The 17,932-nt window shown below is 63.3% G+C and carries 19 protein-coding genes; 6 read left to right on the forward strand and 13 right to left on the reverse strand.

All coding sequences use genetic code 11. From position 1 onward, the window contains the following. Positions 1-531: a Csu type fimbrial protein gene (locus IGS58_RS25515; protein WP_034778485.1), complete on the reverse strand. Its 531-nt coding sequence runs from the start codon at positions 529-531 to the stop codon at positions 1-3. A gap of 349 nt (positions 532-880) precedes the next feature. On the opposite strand from IGS58_RS25515, the gene IGS58_RS25520 reads away from it, so the two are divergent. Further along, complete coding sequence (locus tag IGS58_RS25520) at positions 881-1,684, forward strand: response regulator transcription factor (protein ID WP_092608998.1); 804 nt, start codon at positions 881-883, stop codon at positions 1,682-1,684. On the opposite strand, the gene IGS58_RS25525 is transcribed toward IGS58_RS25520, so the two are convergent. Continuing rightward, complete coding sequence (locus IGS58_RS25525) at positions 1,681-4,239, reverse strand: TonB-dependent receptor (RefSeq protein WP_176374606.1); 2,559 nt, start codon at positions 4,237-4,239, stop codon at positions 1,681-1,683. The genes IGS58_RS25520 and IGS58_RS25525 overlap by 4 nt on opposite strands. A gap of 331 nt (positions 4,240-4,570) precedes the next feature. Then, positions 4,571-5,161 (reverse strand): nicotinamide riboside transporter PnuC, encoded by a 591-nt coding sequence (gene pnuC / locus IGS58_RS25530; RefSeq protein WP_034778474.1) that lies wholly within the window; start codon positions 5,159-5,161, stop codon positions 4,571-4,573. A gap of 229 nt (positions 5,162-5,390) precedes the next feature. On the opposite strand from pnuC, the gene IGS58_RS25535 reads away from it, so the two are divergent. Next, positions 5,391-6,146, forward strand: coding sequence for a substrate-binding periplasmic protein (locus tag IGS58_RS25535; RefSeq protein ID WP_230523030.1), 756 nt, complete (start codon positions 5,391-5,393; stop codon positions 6,144-6,146). 6 nt (positions 6,147-6,152) lie between these two features. Here IGS58_RS25535 and IGS58_RS25540 read toward each other — a convergent pair whose 3' ends face one another. Together IGS58_RS25540 and IGS58_RS25545 are read right to left on the reverse strand one after the other, a co-directional pair. Beyond that, positions 6,153-6,854: an isochorismatase family protein gene (locus IGS58_RS25540; RefSeq protein ID WP_208672447.1), complete on the reverse strand. Its 702-nt coding sequence runs from the start codon at positions 6,852-6,854 to the stop codon at positions 6,153-6,155. A 66-nt stretch (positions 6,855-6,920) separates the two neighbouring features. Further along, positions 6,921-7,787 carry a pirin family protein gene (locus IGS58_RS25545; protein ID WP_230523031.1) on the reverse strand — a complete coding sequence of 289 codons (867 nt, stop codon included), beginning with the start codon at positions 7,785-7,787 and terminating at the stop codon, positions 6,921-6,923. 119 nt (positions 7,788-7,906) lie between these two features. Here IGS58_RS25545 and IGS58_RS25550 point away from each other — a divergent pair, with 119 nt between their 5' ends. Next, the gene (locus tag IGS58_RS25550; RefSeq protein ID WP_034778462.1) at positions 7,907-8,812 is read left to right on the forward strand and encodes a LysR family transcriptional regulator; all 906 of its coding nucleotides are present in this window, start codon (positions 7,907-7,909) and stop codon (positions 8,810-8,812) included. 46 nt (positions 8,813-8,858) lie between these two features. Beyond that, a complete protein-coding gene (locus IGS58_RS25555) occupies positions 8,859-9,662 on the forward strand; it encodes a metallophosphoesterase family protein (RefSeq protein WP_070278986.1) in 804 nt (267 codons plus the stop codon). Here the strand turns inward: IGS58_RS25555 and IGS58_RS25560 are convergent. Both IGS58_RS25560 and bla read right to left on the reverse strand, forming a co-directional pair. Continuing rightward, positions 9,659-9,832, reverse strand: a complete 174-nt coding sequence (locus IGS58_RS25560; RefSeq protein WP_162835747.1) for a hypothetical protein — start codon at positions 9,830-9,832, stop codon at positions 9,659-9,661. The genes IGS58_RS25555 and IGS58_RS25560 overlap by 4 nt on opposite strands. 301 nt (positions 9,833-10,133) lie before the next feature. Next, a complete protein-coding gene (bla, locus tag IGS58_RS25565) occupies positions 10,134-11,087 on the reverse strand; it encodes a subclass B3 metallo-beta-lactamase (protein ID WP_230523032.1) in 954 nt (317 codons plus the stop codon). 85 nt (positions 11,088-11,172) lie between these two features. On the opposite strand from bla, the gene IGS58_RS25570 reads away from it, so the two are divergent. Beyond that, positions 11,173-12,030, forward strand: a complete 858-nt coding sequence (locus IGS58_RS25570; protein WP_230523033.1) for a metallophosphoesterase family protein — start codon at positions 11,173-11,175, stop codon at positions 12,028-12,030. Here the strand turns inward: IGS58_RS25570 and IGS58_RS25575 are convergent. Next, positions 12,027-12,554 (reverse strand): dihydrofolate reductase family protein, encoded by a 528-nt coding sequence (locus tag IGS58_RS25575; RefSeq protein WP_230523034.1) that lies wholly within the window; start codon positions 12,552-12,554, stop codon positions 12,027-12,029. The genes IGS58_RS25570 and IGS58_RS25575 overlap by 4 nt on opposite strands. Positions 12,555-12,595: 41 nt before the next feature. Here IGS58_RS25575 and IGS58_RS25580 point away from each other — a divergent pair, with 41 nt between their 5' ends. Then, entirely contained in the window at positions 12,596-13,183 is a 588-nt protein-coding gene (locus IGS58_RS25580; protein WP_180277117.1) for a TetR/AcrR family transcriptional regulator, read from the forward strand. Positions 13,184-13,190: 7 nt separating this feature from the next. On the opposite strand, the gene IGS58_RS25585 is transcribed toward IGS58_RS25580, so the two are convergent. From IGS58_RS25585 to IGS58_RS25605, 5 genes are all read right to left on the reverse strand, one after another. Then, positions 13,191-13,868: a type 1 glutamine amidotransferase domain-containing protein gene (locus tag IGS58_RS25585; RefSeq protein ID WP_230523035.1), complete on the reverse strand. Its 678-nt coding sequence runs from the start codon at positions 13,866-13,868 to the stop codon at positions 13,191-13,193. Between the two features lie 22 nt (positions 13,869-13,890). After that, positions 13,891-15,048 (reverse strand): iron-containing alcohol dehydrogenase, encoded by a 1,158-nt coding sequence (locus tag IGS58_RS25590; protein WP_230523086.1) that lies wholly within the window; start codon positions 15,046-15,048, stop codon positions 13,891-13,893. Between the two features lie 89 nt (positions 15,049-15,137). Continuing rightward, entirely contained in the window at positions 15,138-15,737 is a 600-nt protein-coding gene (locus IGS58_RS25595) for a TetR/AcrR family transcriptional regulator (RefSeq protein ID WP_034778440.1), read from the reverse strand. Positions 15,738-15,860: 123 nt separating this feature from the next. Then, positions 15,861-16,640: an enoyl-CoA hydratase gene (locus tag IGS58_RS25600; RefSeq protein WP_034778437.1), complete on the reverse strand. Its 780-nt coding sequence runs from the start codon at positions 16,638-16,640 to the stop codon at positions 15,861-15,863. A gap of 72 nt (positions 16,641-16,712) precedes the next feature. Beyond that, on the reverse strand, positions 16,713-17,909 hold the full coding sequence (locus IGS58_RS25605) for an acetyl-CoA C-acyltransferase (protein WP_034778434.1): 1,197 nt from the start codon (positions 17,907-17,909) through the stop codon (positions 16,713-16,715). Between the last annotated feature and the right edge of the window lie 23 nt (positions 17,910-17,932).

Consider the following 17,932-nt stretch of genomic DNA (forward strand, 5'->3'; position numbering starts at 1 on the left):
TTAAAAGTAAACGGTAGCCGTGATCGTCGACTTGTAGGTATCGGGGGCCGGTGTCGCTTGCGGCGGAATATTGCCGTACACCGTGATCGGCTGCGATGAGCCATTGCCGGTGCCGCCGACGGTATTCGTGCCCTGGGTATCGCCCCACAAGGTGCTGCCTGCCGTCTGGTACAGATTGAATTGCACCGTCCCCAGGTTGCCGCCCGTGCCGCTCATATAGCGCGTGGTGCCGGTCGAGCCGGTACCGGAGCCGGCCGTCAAGCCCACGTTATACAGCGTGGTATTGGTGCAAGTGACGTTCACGGTCGTATTGACGTTCACGGCAGTAGCCAGTACGCCCTGACTTTGGCCAAAGTCGAGATTGGCCGCCGCGATGGTGCAATTGGCGATGATTTTCAGGGTGACGTCAAAGGTGGTGCTGGCGCTGCCATTCAGATACACGGCTGCGTCGGCGCCACGAGGCAGAAGCGCCGTGGCGGCAATGGCCACGCTGGCAGCAACGATAAGGCGGGGAAAAATAACTCGCAACATGATACCTCCTGATGATGAAACATCATTAATGAGCCCGCCAATATGGAGGGCGTCGAGGATAGTCACGGTATTGCCGGCGTTTTCTTGGGCACGCAAACCAGGACGACAAAATACTTGCGCCGGGAGTCAGGAATCAAGGGACTCCGGCATTATTTGCAGCATTGGCAAAACAGATTTTTTGGCAATCGACATTGCTTAAAATCAATGCATGAGTGAATTATTGGCGATCTGGGAAATCCGCGCTTCTTCTCGCGGAGAAACATCTTTTGAAATACGAGAAAAGCAGAAAAAAAAGAAAAAGCGAGGCATAATAAGCCACAACTTGCTTTTTGGTTAAGTCATCCATGCCATGCCATTGACCAGCGAAACCATCAAAAAAAACATCTTGATCGTGGATGATTCCGCGTTCGAGCAGCGCATGCTGATGGAGCTGCTCAGCGAGCAGCCCTACCGTTTCAGCATTGCCTTCAATGGCTACCAGGGCTACCAGCTGGCATTGGCCACGCATCCCGACCTGATCCTGCTCGATGTGCGCATGCCCGAGATGGATGGCTATACGGCATGCCGTCTGCTCAAGGCCAATCCCGAAACGGAAGAGATTCCCGTGATCTTTCTCAGCGGCGCCGATGCCGCCAAGGAACGCATCATGGGCTTGCAGGTGGGGGGCGTCGACTATATTTCGAAGCCGTTCACGCCGGAAGAACTGGCCGCGCGCATCCATATCCACCTGGGTTTGATGCGTAAAAGCAACAGTACCTTGCCAGCAACGGCGCCGATCAGCGACAAGCTGCAGCATCCCGACCTGGTATTCGTCAATGCGGTCAAACAGCTGATCCTCGACAACCTGGGCAGCCTGCCGAACCTGTCCGAAATCGCCCGCAGCGTGGGCACCTACCGCGAAAAACTGACCCTGATGTTCCGCGAGCAAACGGGCATGACGGTCTTCGCCTTCATCCGCGAAGCGCGCATTGCCCGCGGCGTGGAATTGCTGCAGCAGACGGACATCGACGTGCAGGATATCGCCCTGCTGATCGGCTTTCACAACGCGGGCAACTTCGCCACCGCCTTTCGCGAACGCATGGGCGTTCCCCCCAGCGCCTACCGCCAGCGCCTGCAGGAGCAGACGGGGCAGCGGCAGGCGGCGAGTGGTTAGAACTTGTAGTTCAGCTTGAGCGCCGCAACGCGTCCACGCGGATCGGCCTGGGTAAAGTCAAAGCCGGTGGAAGCATAGTCCCAGGGCGCGCGCTTGTTGGCCAGGTTTTGCACGATGAAGGTGACGTTTGCTGCCGGCGTGACTTGCCAGCTGCTGGTCACGTCGAACGTGCTGAAGGCAGCCACCGATTCATCGAGGTGCTGCTGCTGCGCATAGCTGCCCACGTAGTTCCATGTGAGCGTGGACGACCACTTGCCCTGCTCCCAGGTGGCCGAGCTGACGCCGCGCCATTTCGGGATGGAGCCGAAGTAGTTGGTGCCGGCGCCATCGGTCAGCGGCGCGCCATCGGACAGGGGTTCGGCAAAGCGCAGCACGCGGCTCAGCTGGCCGGCCAGGGTCAGCTTGCCCCAGTCCTTGTCGACGAAGCGCTGGCGCAGGTCGATATCGATGCCCGACACTTCGCGCTGGCCCTGGTTGCGGAACTGGCGGTACAGGGTCGTGATGCGCCCATCGGCGCCGCGCGTGATCTGTTGCGGCGCCGTGCTTTCATTCTCGAGGATGGTGGTGGCGCTGGCCGTGCCGATCACGCCATCCTGCTTGATACGGTAGTAATCGAGGCCGATGCTCGAACTGCTGGTGGGCGACACCACCACGCCCAGGTTCAGGTTTTTCGACCGCTCGGGGCGCAGGTTCGGATTGGCGATGGTCATGACCGTCACGCCGCGCGACTGCGTCGGCGTCAGGGGATCGCGGGCATCGATCACGCCGGTATAGCTGACGGCCGTGCTGTCGGTGATTTCCGGCAGCGATGGCGCGCGGAAGGCACGTGAAACGGTGCCACGCAACAACAACCATGGCGCCGCCTGGTAGCGCGCGCTGGCCTTGGGCGAAAACGCATTGCCGAAGTCGCTGTAATGGTCGGCGCGTCCCGCCACGTTGACGGACAGGTCTTTTACGACGGGCACATTGAATTCGGCAAACAGGGCCGACACATTGCGCGAGCCGTTGATGATATTGAGTGCGGGGCGCAGTTCCGTGCCCGACAGCACGGCCGTCGAGGTTTGCGAATCCATCTTTTCGCGGCGCCACTGGGCGCCGGCGGCAAATCCCAGCGGGCCAGCCGGCAGGTCCCAGATATCCTTGGCCGCCGAGAAGTCGAGCGTGTCGAGCGTCGATTCGGCCGGGCGCAGGGTCGACAGGCGCAGGCGGTTGCGCACGGCTTCGCTGTTTTGCGACTGGTCAAAGAAATTGTAGCTGCCGTCGGCCAGCACTTTCTGGAATTCGTAGCGGTTGACGAAGTTCTGCACCGTTTCCTCCAGCTTGCTGCTGGAATGGGCCACGGCCGTATCCCAGTCCCAGCCCGCCCAGGTGCCCTTGGCGCCAGCCAGCGCGCGGTAGAAGGTGACGCGGTCCTGCTTCAGGCGCGGTCCCAGGTCGAACAGCGTGGCAGTAAATGGCAAGGGCGTCGTGCCCGGATTGTTCGGATGGCCCACGGGCAGCACCACGGGAATGGTATCGAGCAGCTTGGTGCTGTTGTTCCACACGCGCGTGGCGTTGTTCACCGTCAGCGGCGCGCTGAAGGTCTGGTCGGCGCGCGAATAACTGTGCAGCAAGTCGACATAGGCTTCCGTGTCCGCGTTCAGCTTGAGGGTGCCGCGCAGCGACGAGTGGATGCGCTGGATGCCCGGGATCAGCGTTTTATACGGCGCCGGATTGTAGGCCAGCACCTGGCCGCTGCCAGTGGGATTGATGTCCTTGTACGGCACCAGCTGCAGCGGGCCGCGCACGCCGCCGAGGGTCTTCGTGGGGTCGTTGCCGGCGTAATTCGTGGCGGTCCAGCCCAGGCTGCCGCGCTGCTGTTGGCGGTAGTCGGCATCGCGCAGCCATGCCACGTCGCTTTGCTGCAGCTTGTCGCGCTGCTGGGCATCGACCGAAAAGACCACGCTGTAGCCATCTTCCTCGAGCTTGCCGAAACCCGTTTGCAGCGCCGCGCTCTTTTCGTGCTGGCCCGTGCCTTGCGTCGAGCCGCCCCATTGCGCCGTGATATCCGTGCCCGTGAATTCCTTGTACAGGATGATGTTGACCACGCCGGCCACGGCGTCGGAGCCATACACGGACGAGGCGCCATCCTTGAGCACCTCGATGCGCTGCACGGCCGCCATCGGCAGGCTGTTCAGGTCAACGAAGGTCTGCTGCAAATCCTGCGCCGTGGCATAGCTGGCCACGCGGCGGCCATTCACGAGGATCAGGGTATTTTGCTGGCCGATGCCGCGCAGCGACAGGCCCGAGGTACCGGCCGAGAAACTGCCCGTATATTGTTCGTTGTAGCTGTTGCCGCTATTGGCGGAGATGGCGCGCAGCACGTCCGACACGCTGGTCTTGCCGCCGGCTTTCAATTCCTTGGCCGTGATGACCTGCACGGCGCTGGCGCCCTCCTTTTCGCTGACGCGGATATTCGATCCGGTGACGTTAACACGCAGCATGTCGTCCTCGGCATGGGCGAAGGCAGGAAAGGCGGCGGCGATGGCAAGACTGATGGCGAGTGGTTTGAACATGGTTTCCTCTTATTGGGATTGCAGCCTTTTTCCGATAAAAAAGGCCGAGCAGGGGCACGCGGACCGGGTGGGCCAGCGGGCAAACGACAACGAAATGGATGGAATGACTTAGGGGATGCGTGGACGGGCACGCACCGGCATCCACTGCGCCATGCATTGCATGGTCAGCTGGTGCGGGACGGCGGAAAAACAGGCAGAAATGGCAAAACGCAACATAAAAAACACCGGTAAGCGGGGAAAGGCCACTATATCCCGGTGTCTTTAGCGCGTGAACGAATTAAAAATTGATTGTATATATGATTTGAATCTAAGGACTTGGTATATGGCAATATCAAGCGTCGGCAATCACCGCAGGCGCCTGCGCCGCGCGGCGTGCCTGCACGCCCCACCAGTACCAGGAAATCAGGGCATTGATCCAGTAGGCCGCATACAGCACGGCCGTCAGGTGCAGGCCGCGGCTGTAGTAGAGCGGCACGGCCACGGTATTGACCAGCAGCCAGAAAGCCCAGGTTTCGATGCGCCGGCTCATCAGCAGGAATTGCGCGATGATGCTAAATACCAACACTGCCGAATCGATGAAGGGCGCGTAGGCATTCGTAAAGCGGTGCAGCAGCATGCCGTAGATCGCCACGGAGGCGATGCCGGCCGGTACCACCCAGGCCAGGCTGCGCCAGCCCGTGCGCGTGATCGGCAAGGGCTTGCCGTTGGCGCCGCGCCGCCATTGCAGCCAGCCGATGACGCAGGTGACGATGAAAAACAGCTGCAGCATCACGTCGGCGTACAGGTTGACCTGGAAAAACAGCACGGCAAACAGCACGCAGCCGACCATGCCGATCCACCAGGAATGAATATTATTGCGTCCAGCCAGGATGATGGAGGCAGTCATCAGCACATTGGCGGCGATCTCGAGCGGGGCAGTCAAGCGGTCTTCCTTTGCGGGGCAGTGGTGGCACCGCGCCACTATAGCCGATTACACTGCACGGTGTTCGCCGCGCCGGAGGCGGCACCCATGGGGGAAAGCGGCAAAAAACGCGCAAACATCGAGGAAATGCGAACCAGGCCGGCCTTCAGCGGCCGCAGCCCTTGACTTCCCTGGCCATTCTGGCAAATTGACTATCAAGTTGAAACTCCAGGGAAGCTCCCATATGCGCATGCGCCATCTCCTGTTTGCGGCAGTGCTCGGCGTATCTGCCCTGCCCGCCGTGGCTTGCCGCATGACGATGGCGCTGGAGCAGTGGCCGCCGTATGTCTACCGCGATGCCCAGGACCGCTATACGGGCCTGGACCTGGATTTGCTGAAAGCCATTTTCAAGCAAGCCCGCTGCACCCTGGTCACCTTGCCGGAACTGCCCACGGCGCGGCGCCAGCTGCTGTTCCAGAAAGGGGGACTGGACCTGATGCTGGCTGCGTCGGAGACGCCGGAACGCCAGTCCTATGCGCGCTTTTCCATCCCGTATCGCGACGAAGCCGTGGGACTCTTCAGCAAATCCGGCGCGCCCGGCAGCCAGCGCCAGATCGCCAGCTTCGCGCAGCTCGCGCGCGGCAATGCGACCTTGCTGGCGCCCAAAGTGGGCTGGTATGGCGCGCAGTACGCGGCGGCCCGGCCGGTGCTGGAAAAGGCTGGCCGCCTGAATGCGTTCGGCAGCTTCCAGCAAGGCGTGCGCATGCTCGATGCGGGCCGCGCCGACCTGCTGCTGGGCGACGTGCTGGCCGTGCGCCACGAAGCGCGCCTGCAGGGCGTCGCCTTGAGCACCCTGCCCTTCCTGGCCCTGCGCGCCCCCGTGCACCTGATGCTCAATGCGCGCACGACCAGCACCGCCGACCTGGCGCGCCTGAATGCCGCCATCACGCACCTGGAACAGCGCGGCGTGCTGGCGGCGATACGCAACAGCTACGAAGCACCGTAGCGGAGGTCAGCCCTTCGATGCCGCCTCGAGGATTTCCAGCTTCGTTTCGCGGCCATTCTTTTGCACGCCCTGCGCCTTGTCGTAGCTTTCGATCAGGGCGCGGTACGGCGGCACGATATGGTCGGTCATGATGGCGGCGAATTCCATCGCGTCGGCGCGGTTCCAGGTGCTCATCACTTCAGCCAGCACGGCATACGTGTCGATCGGCACGGCGCCCGCCTGCGTCACGCGCGCCATGGTGATATCGGTGGCCATCTTCGACCAGTTGCCCGAGGCGTCGATGATGGCAAACACCTTGTAGCCGGCCGCCAGCGCGCTGATGGTGGGAAAAGCCATGCACACGCTGGTGAGCGTGCCGGCGATCAGCAGGGTCTTGCGGCCCGTCTTTTCGATGGCGTCGACCCAGGCCGGATTGTCCCAGGCGTTGATCTGGCCCGTGCGCGGGATGTAGACGGCGTCCGGGTTGAAATGGTGGATTTCCGGGATCAAGGGACCGTTCGGGCCGTCCGGCACGGAAGCGGTGGTAAACGTCGGCATGTTGGCCAGGCGCGACAGCTTGGCCAGCGCCGTGACGTGGCCGCGCAGCACGTGCTGCTCGATGTCGCGCACCAGCTGAAACAAGCCGCTCTGGTGGTCGATCAGCAGCATGACGGCGTCGTCGGGATCGATCATCGGTGGCAAACCTTGGAAGTTGGCGGGGGTGCTCATGGTGGTCTCCTCAAAAAACCATGCCGCGGGATGCGGCATGGGTACTGCACAAATTAATGACGCACATTACGGCGCGATACGGGCGAAGCGGCCGCTGTTGAAATCCTCGAATGCCTGCACGATTTCCGCTTCGCTGTTCATGACGAACGGACCGTGGCCGACGATGGGTTCGTCGATCGGCTCGCCGCTCAGCAGCAGAACCACGGCGTCGTTGTTCGCTTCGATGGTGATGCTGTCGCCATCGCGCTCAAACAGCGCCATCTGCGCTTCGCGCACCATGCTCTCGCCATTGACCAGCACCGTGCCGTGCAGGACGATCAGCGCCGTGCTCCAACCCCTGGTCACGGGCAGCTCCGTCAGCTTGCCCTGGGCCAGGCGCATGTCCCACACCTGCATCGGCGAAAACGTGCGGGCCGGGCCATGCTGGCCGTCGAAGTCGCCGGCGATCACGCGCAACGAACCGGCATCGTCCGGCAGCGCCACCGTGGGAATCGTGTCGCTGGTGATGGCCTGGTAGCCGGGCGCCGTCATCTTGTTTTGGGCCGGCAGGTTCACCCACAGCTGCACCATTTCCAGGGTGCCGCCCGACTGCGTGAAGGCAGGCGAGTGAAACTCTTCATGCAGGATGCCGGCGCCGGCCGTCATCCATTGCACGTCGCCGGGGCCGATCACGCCGCCCTGGCCCGTCGAATCACGGTGCGCCACTTCGCCCTTATAGACGATGGTCACCGTTTCAAAACCGCGGTGCGGGTGCGAACCGACGCCGGGAGGACGGGAGCCGGGCGCAAATTCGGCAGGGCCGGCATAGTCGAGCAGCAGGAATGGGCTCAGCTGCTTGCCATGGCCGTTATACGAAAACATCGAGCGCACGGGAAAACCGTCCCCGACCCAGTGCTGGCGGGGTGCGCTGTAGATACCTGTGACTGTGTTCATCTCGATCTCCTGTTGGGGTTTGCATTACGATGAAGATAGAATACGCTTGCAACGATGAAGCCGGTAGAGGGTAAAATATGCCATCAGCGTTCCAAAAATAGAACGATCAAGGAGATGGCATGCAGGACTTGAATGACTTGTATTACTTTGTACAGGTGGTCGACCATGGCGGCTTCGCGCCGGCCGGGCGCGCGCTGGGCATGCCGAAATCAAAACTGAGCCGGCGCATCGCCCTGCTGGAAGAGCGCCTCGGCGCGCGCCTGCTGCAGCGCACGACGCGGCATTTTTCCGTCACCGACGTGGGCCAGACGTTTTACGAGCATTGCAAGGCCATGCTGGTGGAAGCGGAGGCGGCGCAGGAAGCGATCGAACTGACGCGGGCCGCGCCACGGGGCACGGTGCGCCTGTCCTGTCCCATCGCCCTGCTGCACTCCCTGGTCGCGCCCATGCTGGCCGGCTTCATGCGCGAGCATCCGCAAGTGACCTTGCTGCTGGAAGCGAGCAACCGCCGCGTCGACCTGGTAGCCGAAGGCATCGACGTGGCTATCCGCGTGCGCCCGCCGCCGCTGCCCGACAGCGACCTGGTGCTGCGCGTGCTGGCCGAACGCAGCCAGTGCATGGTGGGCAGCCCGCTGCTGTTCGCCGGCGCGCCCGTGCCGAAGGCGCCGGCCGACCTGGCCGACTGGCCCAGCCTGGCCCTGGGCACGCCGCAACAGCACTACCAGTGGGATTTGTACGGCCCCGATGGCGCGCGCGCCCAGTTGCGCCACGTGCCGCGCTTCGTCACGGGCGACATGCTGACCCTGCGCGACGCGGCCGTGGCCGGCGTGGGCGTGGTGCAGCTGCCGACCATGATGATCACCGAACAGGTGGCCGATGGCAGCCTGCTGCCGCTGATGGAGCAGTGGCGGCCGCAGCGCGAAATCATCCACGCCGTTTTCCCGTCGCGGCGCGGCCTGCTGCCGGCCGTGCGTACGCTGATCGACTACCTGGCGCACAGCTTCGCCGCGCTGGAGGAAGAGTGAGGGTTTTCAGGTACGATGGCATACCCTCCAATCGCCTGGATACCGCATGCGTTTATTGATTTTGTCGGACCTGCACCACGAGTTATGGCGCGACGAAGCGCCGCAGGGCGACCTCGCGCTCAGCTGCCCCGACGCCGTGATCCTGGCCGGCGACATCGACACGGGCGCCCGCGCCGTCGCCTGGGCCGCCAGCACATTCGCGGGCCTGCCCGTGCTGTACGTGCATGGCAACCACGAAGGCTATGGCCACCACCTCGACAAGGTGCGCCAGGAGCTGCGCGCGCTCTGTGCGGCCACGGACAATGTGCATTTTCTCGACGCCGATACCCACGTCATCACCGACAAGGCTGGCAACGCCGTGCGCTTCCTGGGCGCCACCCTGTGGACGGATTTCCGCCTGCTGGGCGACGATACGCGCCAGTCGGCCATGCGCGACGCGGAAGCCGTCATGAACGACTACAAGCGCATCCGCCTGGCCAGCATGGGCTTTCGCAAGCTGCGCGCGGCCGACACGGCCATGTTCCACGCGCAGCAAAAAGCCTGGCTGGCGCGCGAACTGGCGCAGCCATTCCATGGCGCTACCGTCGTCATCAGCCACATGGCGCCGTCGCTGCTTTCGGTCGATGATGCCTACGGCAGCGAAGGGTGTTCGCCCGCCTATGCCTCTCGCCTGGACGAGCTGGCCGCGCAGGCGGACCTGTGGGTACATGGCCACATCCACGCCTCGCGCGACTACCGCATCGGACAGTGCCGCGTCGTATCCAACCCCTGCGGCTACAAGACGCGCAGCGGCACGCCGCAAAATCCCCAGTTCAACCCGAACTTCATCGTCGAACTGGGCACGCCCTAGTCGTCGGCCTTCAGGCGCCCCGCCAGCAATTGCTGCAGGCGGTGCTTGCCAGCCCGGCGTGCCGCGCGCGGCGACGCTACCGACTGGTGCGCGCCGGCGCCGCCGCGCAGCCTGGCGGCTGCCACCAGCGGATTGCGCGGCTTGGGCGTGGCTTTTACTTTGATTTTCATGGTGCTTCCTTTCAATCCTTGATGCATGGGCATCACGGTATTTCCTGTCCTTATATGGGGTCGTGCAAAACAAAAAACCCCGGCGAGTTTCCTCACCGGGGTTTGAAGGACACCGGCTCGGGATCGGCAATGTGCCGATGGCCCCGAGCGTCATGCACGGGGCTAGTGGTCGTACTTGCTGCCAGCCTGCTCGAACATGGGTTTCCTTTCTTTAATCTGGTTAATCTGAACTGCGGACGACGATTCTGCACCTTATGCTGCAGTGCGTCAACCGCTTTTCATGGCGAAGACGCCAACGTTGTTATTTTGTCGCGGCCGCTTTTTCTTTCGCGATGCGGGCATCGAGCTTCGCTTCATTTTTGGCCGCGTAATGGCTGCACGCCTGAGTATCGATGAAGGGATTCGGCGTGACGCCTTCCAGCAATTGCGTCAGCTTCTGGTCGCCGCCGGAGTGGTCGGGGTGGGCCGAGATCAGGATATCGCACGGCAGCCTGGCAAAGTCCTGCATGACGCGGCGGAAGGCCGGCGTCAGGTCCGCATGGCGGTCATCGCCCAGGTAGTGAAAATCGTCGGCCGCCACCGGCGTGAGGCTCGCGCCGAACACCACGCTCAGGCATTCCTTGCGCTCCGCATCCTCGCACGACACCCAGGTCCAGCTGGTGCTGCCCGGCGTATGGCCGGGCGTGTAGCGCGCCGTGATGGTCACGTCGCCCAGCTGCAGGGTTTCGCCATCGGCGATCTCGCGCACATTCTCCACGGCCGGCATGGGATCGATTTCGCCCGCTTGCGGGTCCATGGCGAGCACCGATCCCGCGCGCAGCGCCTGCGCGCCGAGCGGGCTGGCGATCACTTGCGCGCCGCTGTCGCGGGCCAGGGCGGCGATGCCGCCCGAATGGTCGAAATGCGCTTCCGTATTCAGGATGAACTTGATGTCTTCCAGGCGAAAGCCCAGCTCGAGGATATGTTCCTTGATGGCGGCCACCGATTGCGGCAACGCGCCATCGATCAGGATCAAGCCTTCGCGCGTGTCGATCAGCACCACGCTCAAGCCGCCCACGCCCACGTAATACGTGTCGCCATGGATGCGCGCCGGTTGCTGCGGACGGTTCCATTGCGCCGCATACGGCGAGGCGATCGGCTGCGTCAAGGGATCGACGGCGGGGGTGGCGGGCGTGGCGGCATGCGCGGCAAACGGCAGCGCCATGGCGGCCAGCGCGATACTGAGCAAGGTCTTGGGAAAGAAGAAAGGCGGCATGCGGCTCCAGTAATGAGTGTGCGGTAATCGATGCCACAGGGTAACGTCGCTACCCTCGCGCGGTCAAGCAGACGGACGCAGCGACATGCGCTACGATAGAGGCCCATTGACTGCCGTGCGCCTCGCCGCGCCTCCTGCCATGCGTTTGCTGATCCTGTCCGACCTGCACCTGGAAGTCTGGGGCGAAGACACGCCCGCCATCGATCTTGCCGCCTGCCGACCCGACGTGGTGATCCTGGCCGGCGACATCGATACGGGCAGCAATGCCATCGCCTGGGCCGCGCGCACCTTCGGCTCCCTGCCCGTGCTGTACGTGCACGGCAATCACGAGGGCTATGGGCATCAGCTGGAACACATGCAGGATGCCGTGCGCGACGCCTGCGCCAGTGCCAATGCGCAGGGCGCCGGCATCCGCCTGCTCGATGGCGATGCCGTGGTACTCAACGGCGTGCGCTTCCTCGGCGTCACGCTGTGGACGGATTTTCTGCTGTTCGGCGCGGAGCGCCGGGACGAAGCCTTGAACGCGGCGCAAAGCTACATGCCCGACTACAAGCGCATCAGCACAGGCGGCGACACGCCGCGTCTCTTGTGCGCGGCCGACACGGCGCAGCTGCACGCGCAGCACCGCGCCTGGCTGGAACAGCAACTGGCGCAACCCTTCGATGGCAAGACCGTCGTCATCACCCACATGGCGCCCTCGATGCTGTCGGTGGAAGAGCAGTACGCGACGAACCTGGGCTCGCCCGCCTTCGCCTCGCAGCTGGACGCGCTGGTGGCGCAGGCGGACCTATGGGTGCATGGCCACATGCACGCTTCGCTCGACTACCGCGTCCAGCAGTGCCGCGTGGTCTGCAACCCCTGCGGCTACAAGCGGCCCGATGGCACGCCGGAGAATGAACGCTACGATTCCGGCTTCATCATCGACCTCTCCAGCGCGGTTTAATTTTTCCGATAGCGCAGCTGCACCACGCCGCTGGGCAGCTGGCGCGTGCCGTCCAGGCGCCAGTCGCTGCGCGGCAAGCCATCCTCGAACAGGCGCACGCCCCTGCCCAGCACCACGGGCAGCACGGACAAGGTCAGGCTGTCGATGGCGTCTTCGCGCAAGCCGGCACGGATGACGGCGCCGCCATCGAGATACACGTGGCGGCAGCCCTTCTCTGCCAACCCCTCCAGCACTGCACGCACGCTGCCTTCGCGGCGCTGCTCGCCATGGCGCGGCGCGAAGTCGCGGTGGCTGAGTACCACCACGCGCTTGCCCGCATATGGCCACGGTTCGAAGCCCAGCACAGCGTCATACGTGGTGCGGCCGATCAGCAGGGTATCGACTTGATCCATCAATGCCGTGTAGCCGGTGGCGTCGGGCGAGTCGGGGGCCAGTTCGGCCAGCCAGGACAAATCTCCATTTTCTCCGGCGATGCAGCCGTCGATGCTGATGCCGAGAAAAACGCTGACAGAAGTTTTTTTCATGGGTGTGCTTTCATTTAATTCTACAGTGTAGAATTATGCCCATGAAAACCCCAAAACTTCAAGTCATCGGATCTCCCGTGCGCCGCGCCGGGCGTCCGCGCCGCGCCCTCCCGGCACTGGACAACGCCAGCATCCTGCAAGCGGCCCTGGCCCTGCTGGAAGAAAAGGGCGAAGCGTTTTCCATGCGCGCGCTGGCGCAAAGCCTGGGCGTCGATGCCATGGCCCTGTATCACTACTACGCGGGAAAAGAGGAATTATTGCAAGCGTTGATGGTGCAGCGTTTTGCCGCGCTCGATCCGTGCCAGCCACCGTTTACGCGGCGCCAGGCGGCGCCACGGCGTGTGCTCGCGCTGTGCGCGCTATATCTGGAACTGGTCAGCGCCACGCCGTATTTCGTGCGCCTGATGGCGCGCGGACTGGTGACGCAAGCCGATGTGGCCGAGCGGTTTGCGGCACTGTTCGAGCTGGCTGTGGAGGGCCTCGACCTGGACAAGAAAACCCGTCTGCGCGGGCGCGATGCGCTTGTCGATTTCCTGCACGGCTATGCGCTGGCGGGCAGGCCCGCCAGCGACACAGCCTGGCATGCTTCGGTCGGCCTGATCCTGGCGGGCATGGCCGCCCGGAACTAGCCTGGCATCAGGCCAGCAACTTGAGCAGCGCCTGCGCGGCCGCTTCCGACGACGCGGGATTCTGGCCCGTGACCAGCAAGCCATCGGTGACGGCATACGGCTGCCAGTCGCCCAGCTTCGAGTAGACGCCGCCGTTTTCCTTCAGCATGTCCTCGACCAGGAAAGGCACGATCGCGCTCAAGCCGACGGCGTCTTCCTCGGTATTCGTAAAGCCCGTTACCTGCTTGCCGCGCACCAGCGGCGTACCGTCGGTTGCCTTCACGTGACGCAGCACGCCGGGCGCGTGGCAGACGGCAGCGACCGGCTTGCCGGCGGCGATCATCTGTTCGATCAGCGCGATCGAGTGCGTATCTTCGGCCAGGTCCCACAGCGGGCCATGGCCGCCCGGATAGAACACGGCGTCAAAGTCCGCTGCCTTCACGTCGGCCAGCTTGCCCGTGTTGGCCAGCACGGCTTGCGCATCGGCGTCCTGCTTGAAGCGGCGCGTGGCATCCGTTTGCGAATCCGGCTCGTCGCTTTTCGGGTCCAGCGGCGGCTGGCCGCCCAGCGGCGAAACGACCGTCAGCTTCGCGCCCGCTTCTTGCAGCGCATAGTAGGGCGCGGCGAATTCTTCCAGCCAGAAACCGGTTTTCTTGCCGGTGTTACCGAGTTGATCGTGCGAGGTCAGTACCATCAGGATGTTCATGTTGCTTCCTTTTATGTCAGGGTTACAGTGCTGCTTCGAGGATACGACGGCTGCGCGCGAGGTCGATATCGCGGTGTTCGCCGAGGGAGGTCATGCCATGTGCTTCCAATTGCGTCAGTACCGCTTCCACCGCTTCCTGGCCCAGCTGATAGGCCGACAAACGGGTCGGGATGCCCAGCCCTTCAAAGAAGGCGCGGGTGCGGGCGATGGCCGCGGTTATGCGCTCGTCGTCGCTGCCCTCCGTGAGGTTCCAGACACGCTCGCCATACTGTAGCAATTTGCCGCGTTTCTGCTCGCGCTGCACGTCCAGCAGCGCGGGCAGCACGAGGGCCAGGGTGCGCGCATGGTCGATGTCGTACAGGGCCGTCAGTTCGTGGCCGATCATGTGGGTGGCCCAGTCCTGCGGCACGCCGGCGCCGATCAGGCCATTCAGCGCCAGGGTGGCGGTCCACATCAGGTTGGCGCGGGTGGCGTAATCGTCGGGCGATGCGACGGCCTGCGGCGCGATCTCGACCAGGGTCTGCAGCAAGCCTTCGGCAAAGCGGTCCTGCACCTTCGCCTGCACCGGATAGGTGAGATACTGTTCCGTGGTGTGCACAAAGGCGTCGACCAGGCCGTTGGCCACCTGCGTGGCCGGCAAGGTAAACGTTTTGCTGGGGTCGAGTACGGAAAATTGCGGATACAGCAGCGGGTTGCGAAAACTCAGCTTGTCATGCGTGGCCTTTTTCGTCACCACGCCGCCGCTGTTCATTTCCGACCCCGTGGCCGGCAAGGTCAGTACCGTGCCAAATGGCAGGGCGCGCTGCACATTGGCGCCGCCGCGCTCGGCGATTTCCCACGGCTCGCCGTCGTACAGGGCGGCGGCGGCGACGAACTTGGTGCCATCGATCACCGAGCCGCCACCGACGGCCAGCAGGAAGTCCAGCTTTTCGTTGCGCACCTGGGCCACGGCGCGCATCAGGGTTTCATAGCTGGGATTGGGTTCGATGCCGCCAAACTCCTGCACGCTGCGCTGGCCCAGCGCGGCGCGTACCTCGGCCAGAGTGCCGGTCTTTTCCGCGCTGGCGCCGCCGTACAAAATCAGCACGCGCGCATCGGGCGGCACCAGCGTGGACAATTTGGCGACGGTATCAAGACCGAAGACGATATGGGTCGGGTTATGGAATTCAAAATTTTTCATCATGTCGCTCCTTATTATTAGACTGGTCGTCTAGAATGCAGTTCAAAAAAATGCGGACGATTGTCATCCGCGTACCTGGCGCCCGCCCATTAGTCCGGCGGCAACTGCAACATCGCCAGGGTTGCCCGCCAGGCAGTTTGCAGGGCGCTGGCGTCGCGCCGCAGCTTGGTCAGCATCGCCGCGCCCAGCCACAGCTGGTACAAGGTGGCAGCCATCTGCGCCGGATCAGCCACCGATGGCAACGAGTCGTCCACCCTGCCCCGCGCGATGGCCAGCGCCAGCCTGGCGATGATGCGGTGGGTGCCATCGAGCAGCGCCACGCGCATCGGTTCCGACATGTCCGCCACTTCGCTGCTGAGCTTGACCACCAGGCAGCGGCAGTCGCAACCGCTGCCATCGAGGCTTTCGCTCGTCCAGCTGGCCCAATACGCCATCAGCGATTGCGCCGCGTTCTGGCCGGGCTGGCCCAGCACGAGCTCCATTTCATCCAGGTAGCCGGTGACGTAATCTTCCAGCATCGCTTCGCCAAACAATTCCTTGGACTTGAAGTAATGGTAGAACGAGCCCTTGGGCACGTCGGCGGCCGACAAGATCTCGTTCAGTCCCACGCCGGCAAAGCCCTTGCGCGTGATGATGGCCTTGCCCTGGTCGATAATGTGCTGGCGCACGTCGGTGTATTCAGCTTTCATGCGAGGTATTCTAGCACAATTAGACCAGTCGTCTAGCGCGAGTAAACCCGAGAAGCAAATTCTGGGGTCGGACCCTGAGGGTCCGACCCCAGCAGTGCCGCATTTGGGTTTGCGTCCTGGAGCTTAGGCAAACTTCTTGAAATCCGGCTTCCTCTTTTCAAAGAAGGCCGTAAACGCTTCCTTCGCTTCGGCGCCGCCCAGCATGGCGCTGAACAGTTTGTTTTCGTCGGCGATGGCCGCCTTCATCGGTTCCATGCGGCTTTGCTTCATCAGGCGCTTGGTGGCGCGGATCGAGGCGGCAGGCAGGGCCACCAGCTTGGCGGCCTGGCCTTGCGCGAAGGTCATCAAGTCATACAGGGGCACGACCTTCGACACCAGGCCCATTTCCAGCGCTTCGCTGGCCGGGAACGCTTCGCCCAGCATCAGCTTTTCCGCCGCGCGCGGGTAGCCGGCCAATTGGGTGAGCAGCAGGCTGGAGCCGAATTCCGGGCACAGGCCCAGCTGCGTGAACGGCATCGAGAAGCTGGCATTGTCTGCCGCGTAGACCAGGTCGCAATGCATCAGCAAGGTGGTGCCGATGCCGATGGCCGGGCCGGACACGGCTGCCACCACGGGCTTGCTGCTGCCGTACAGGGCGCGCATGAACTGGAACACGGGACGGTCATGGTCGAGCGAACCATCCTTCGGGCGCGCCGTCTTCATGAAGTCATCAAGGTCGTTACCGGCCGTGAAAATCTCGCGCTTGCCGCAGATCAAGATGGCGCGTACTTCATCATCCGTCTCGGCCGCCACCAGCGCATCGGCCAGGGTCTGGTACATGGCGCCCGTGATCGCATTCTTGCGTTCCAGGCGGTTGAATTCCAGGGTCAGGATGCCCTCGCTCTTGCTGCACAAAATATCCATGTCGTCTCCAAAAGATAAAGGGCGCCGGAGTCATCCCACAGCGCCCTGTTTTATTGCTTTACTCAGCCAGACTTATACGCGTTCAAAAATTCCGGCCGCGCCCATGCCGGCGCCCACGCACATCGTGACCATGCCGTACTTCTGCTTGGTGCGCTGCAGCGCGTGGATCACGGTGGCGGCGCGGATGGCGCCGGTGGCGCCCAGCGGGTGGCCCAGGGCGATCGCGCCGCCCATCGGGTTCACTTTTGCCGGGTCCAGGCCCAGGTCGCCGATGACGGCCAGTGCCTGTGCCGCAAACGCTTCGTTCAGCTCGATCCAGTCCAGCTGGTCTTGCGTGATGCCGGCGGCGGCGCACGCTGCGGGAATGGCGAATTTCGGACCGATGCCCATGATTTCCGGCGGCACGCCGCGCACGGCGAACGAGGAGAATTTCGCCAGCGGGGTCAGGTTATGCTCGCGCAGGATTTTTTCGCTGACGATCAGCAGCGCGCCGGCGCCGTCGGACATCTGCGAGCTGTTGGCGGCGGTCACGCTGCCCTTGGCGGCGAAGACGGGCTTCAGCTTGGCCAGCGATTCCATCGACGAATCGGCGCGCGCGCCTTCGTCCGTGTCGACGGTGCGGCGGCTCACGTCGACCTGGCCGGTAGCCAGGTTCGGCGTGCGCGTGATGATTTCCACTGGCGTCGTTTCCGCCTTGAAGAAACCGGCTTGCTGCGCGGCGATGGCGCGGCGGTGCGATTCAACGGAGAACGCGTCCTGCTGTTCGCGCGACACTTTCCATTGCTGCGCCACTTTTTCGGCCGTCAGGCCCATGCCGTAAGCCATGCCGATGTTTTCGTCGCTGAACATGTCCAGGTTCATCGATGGGTGGTGGCCCATCATCGGCACCATCGACATCGATTCGATGCCGCCGGCGATCATCACGTCGGCTTCGCCCACGCGGATGCGGTCGGCCGCCATGGCAATGGCCGTGATGCCCGAAGCGCAGTAACGGTTGACGGTAACGCCGCCCACGGTTTTCGGCAAGCCGGCCAGCAGCACCGAGTTACGCGCGATATTGAAGCCCTGCTCCGCTTCCGGGAACGAGCAGCCGATGATGGCGTCGGTGATCAGCGCAGGGTCGAGGCCAGGCGCTTGCGCCAGGGCCGATTGCAGCACGCGCACCAGCAGGTCGTCCGGGCGGGTGTTCTTGAACATGCCGCGCGGCGCCTTGCCGATCGGGGTGCGGGTTGCAGAGACGATGTAGGCGTCTTGAAGTTGTTTGCTCATTTTATGCTTTCAAAGATGTTGAA

Source organism: Janthinobacterium sp. EB271-G4-7A, from assembly GCF_020858075.1.
GTDB classification, from domain to species: Bacteria; Pseudomonadota; Gammaproteobacteria; order Burkholderiales; family Burkholderiaceae_D; genus Janthinobacterium; species Janthinobacterium lividum.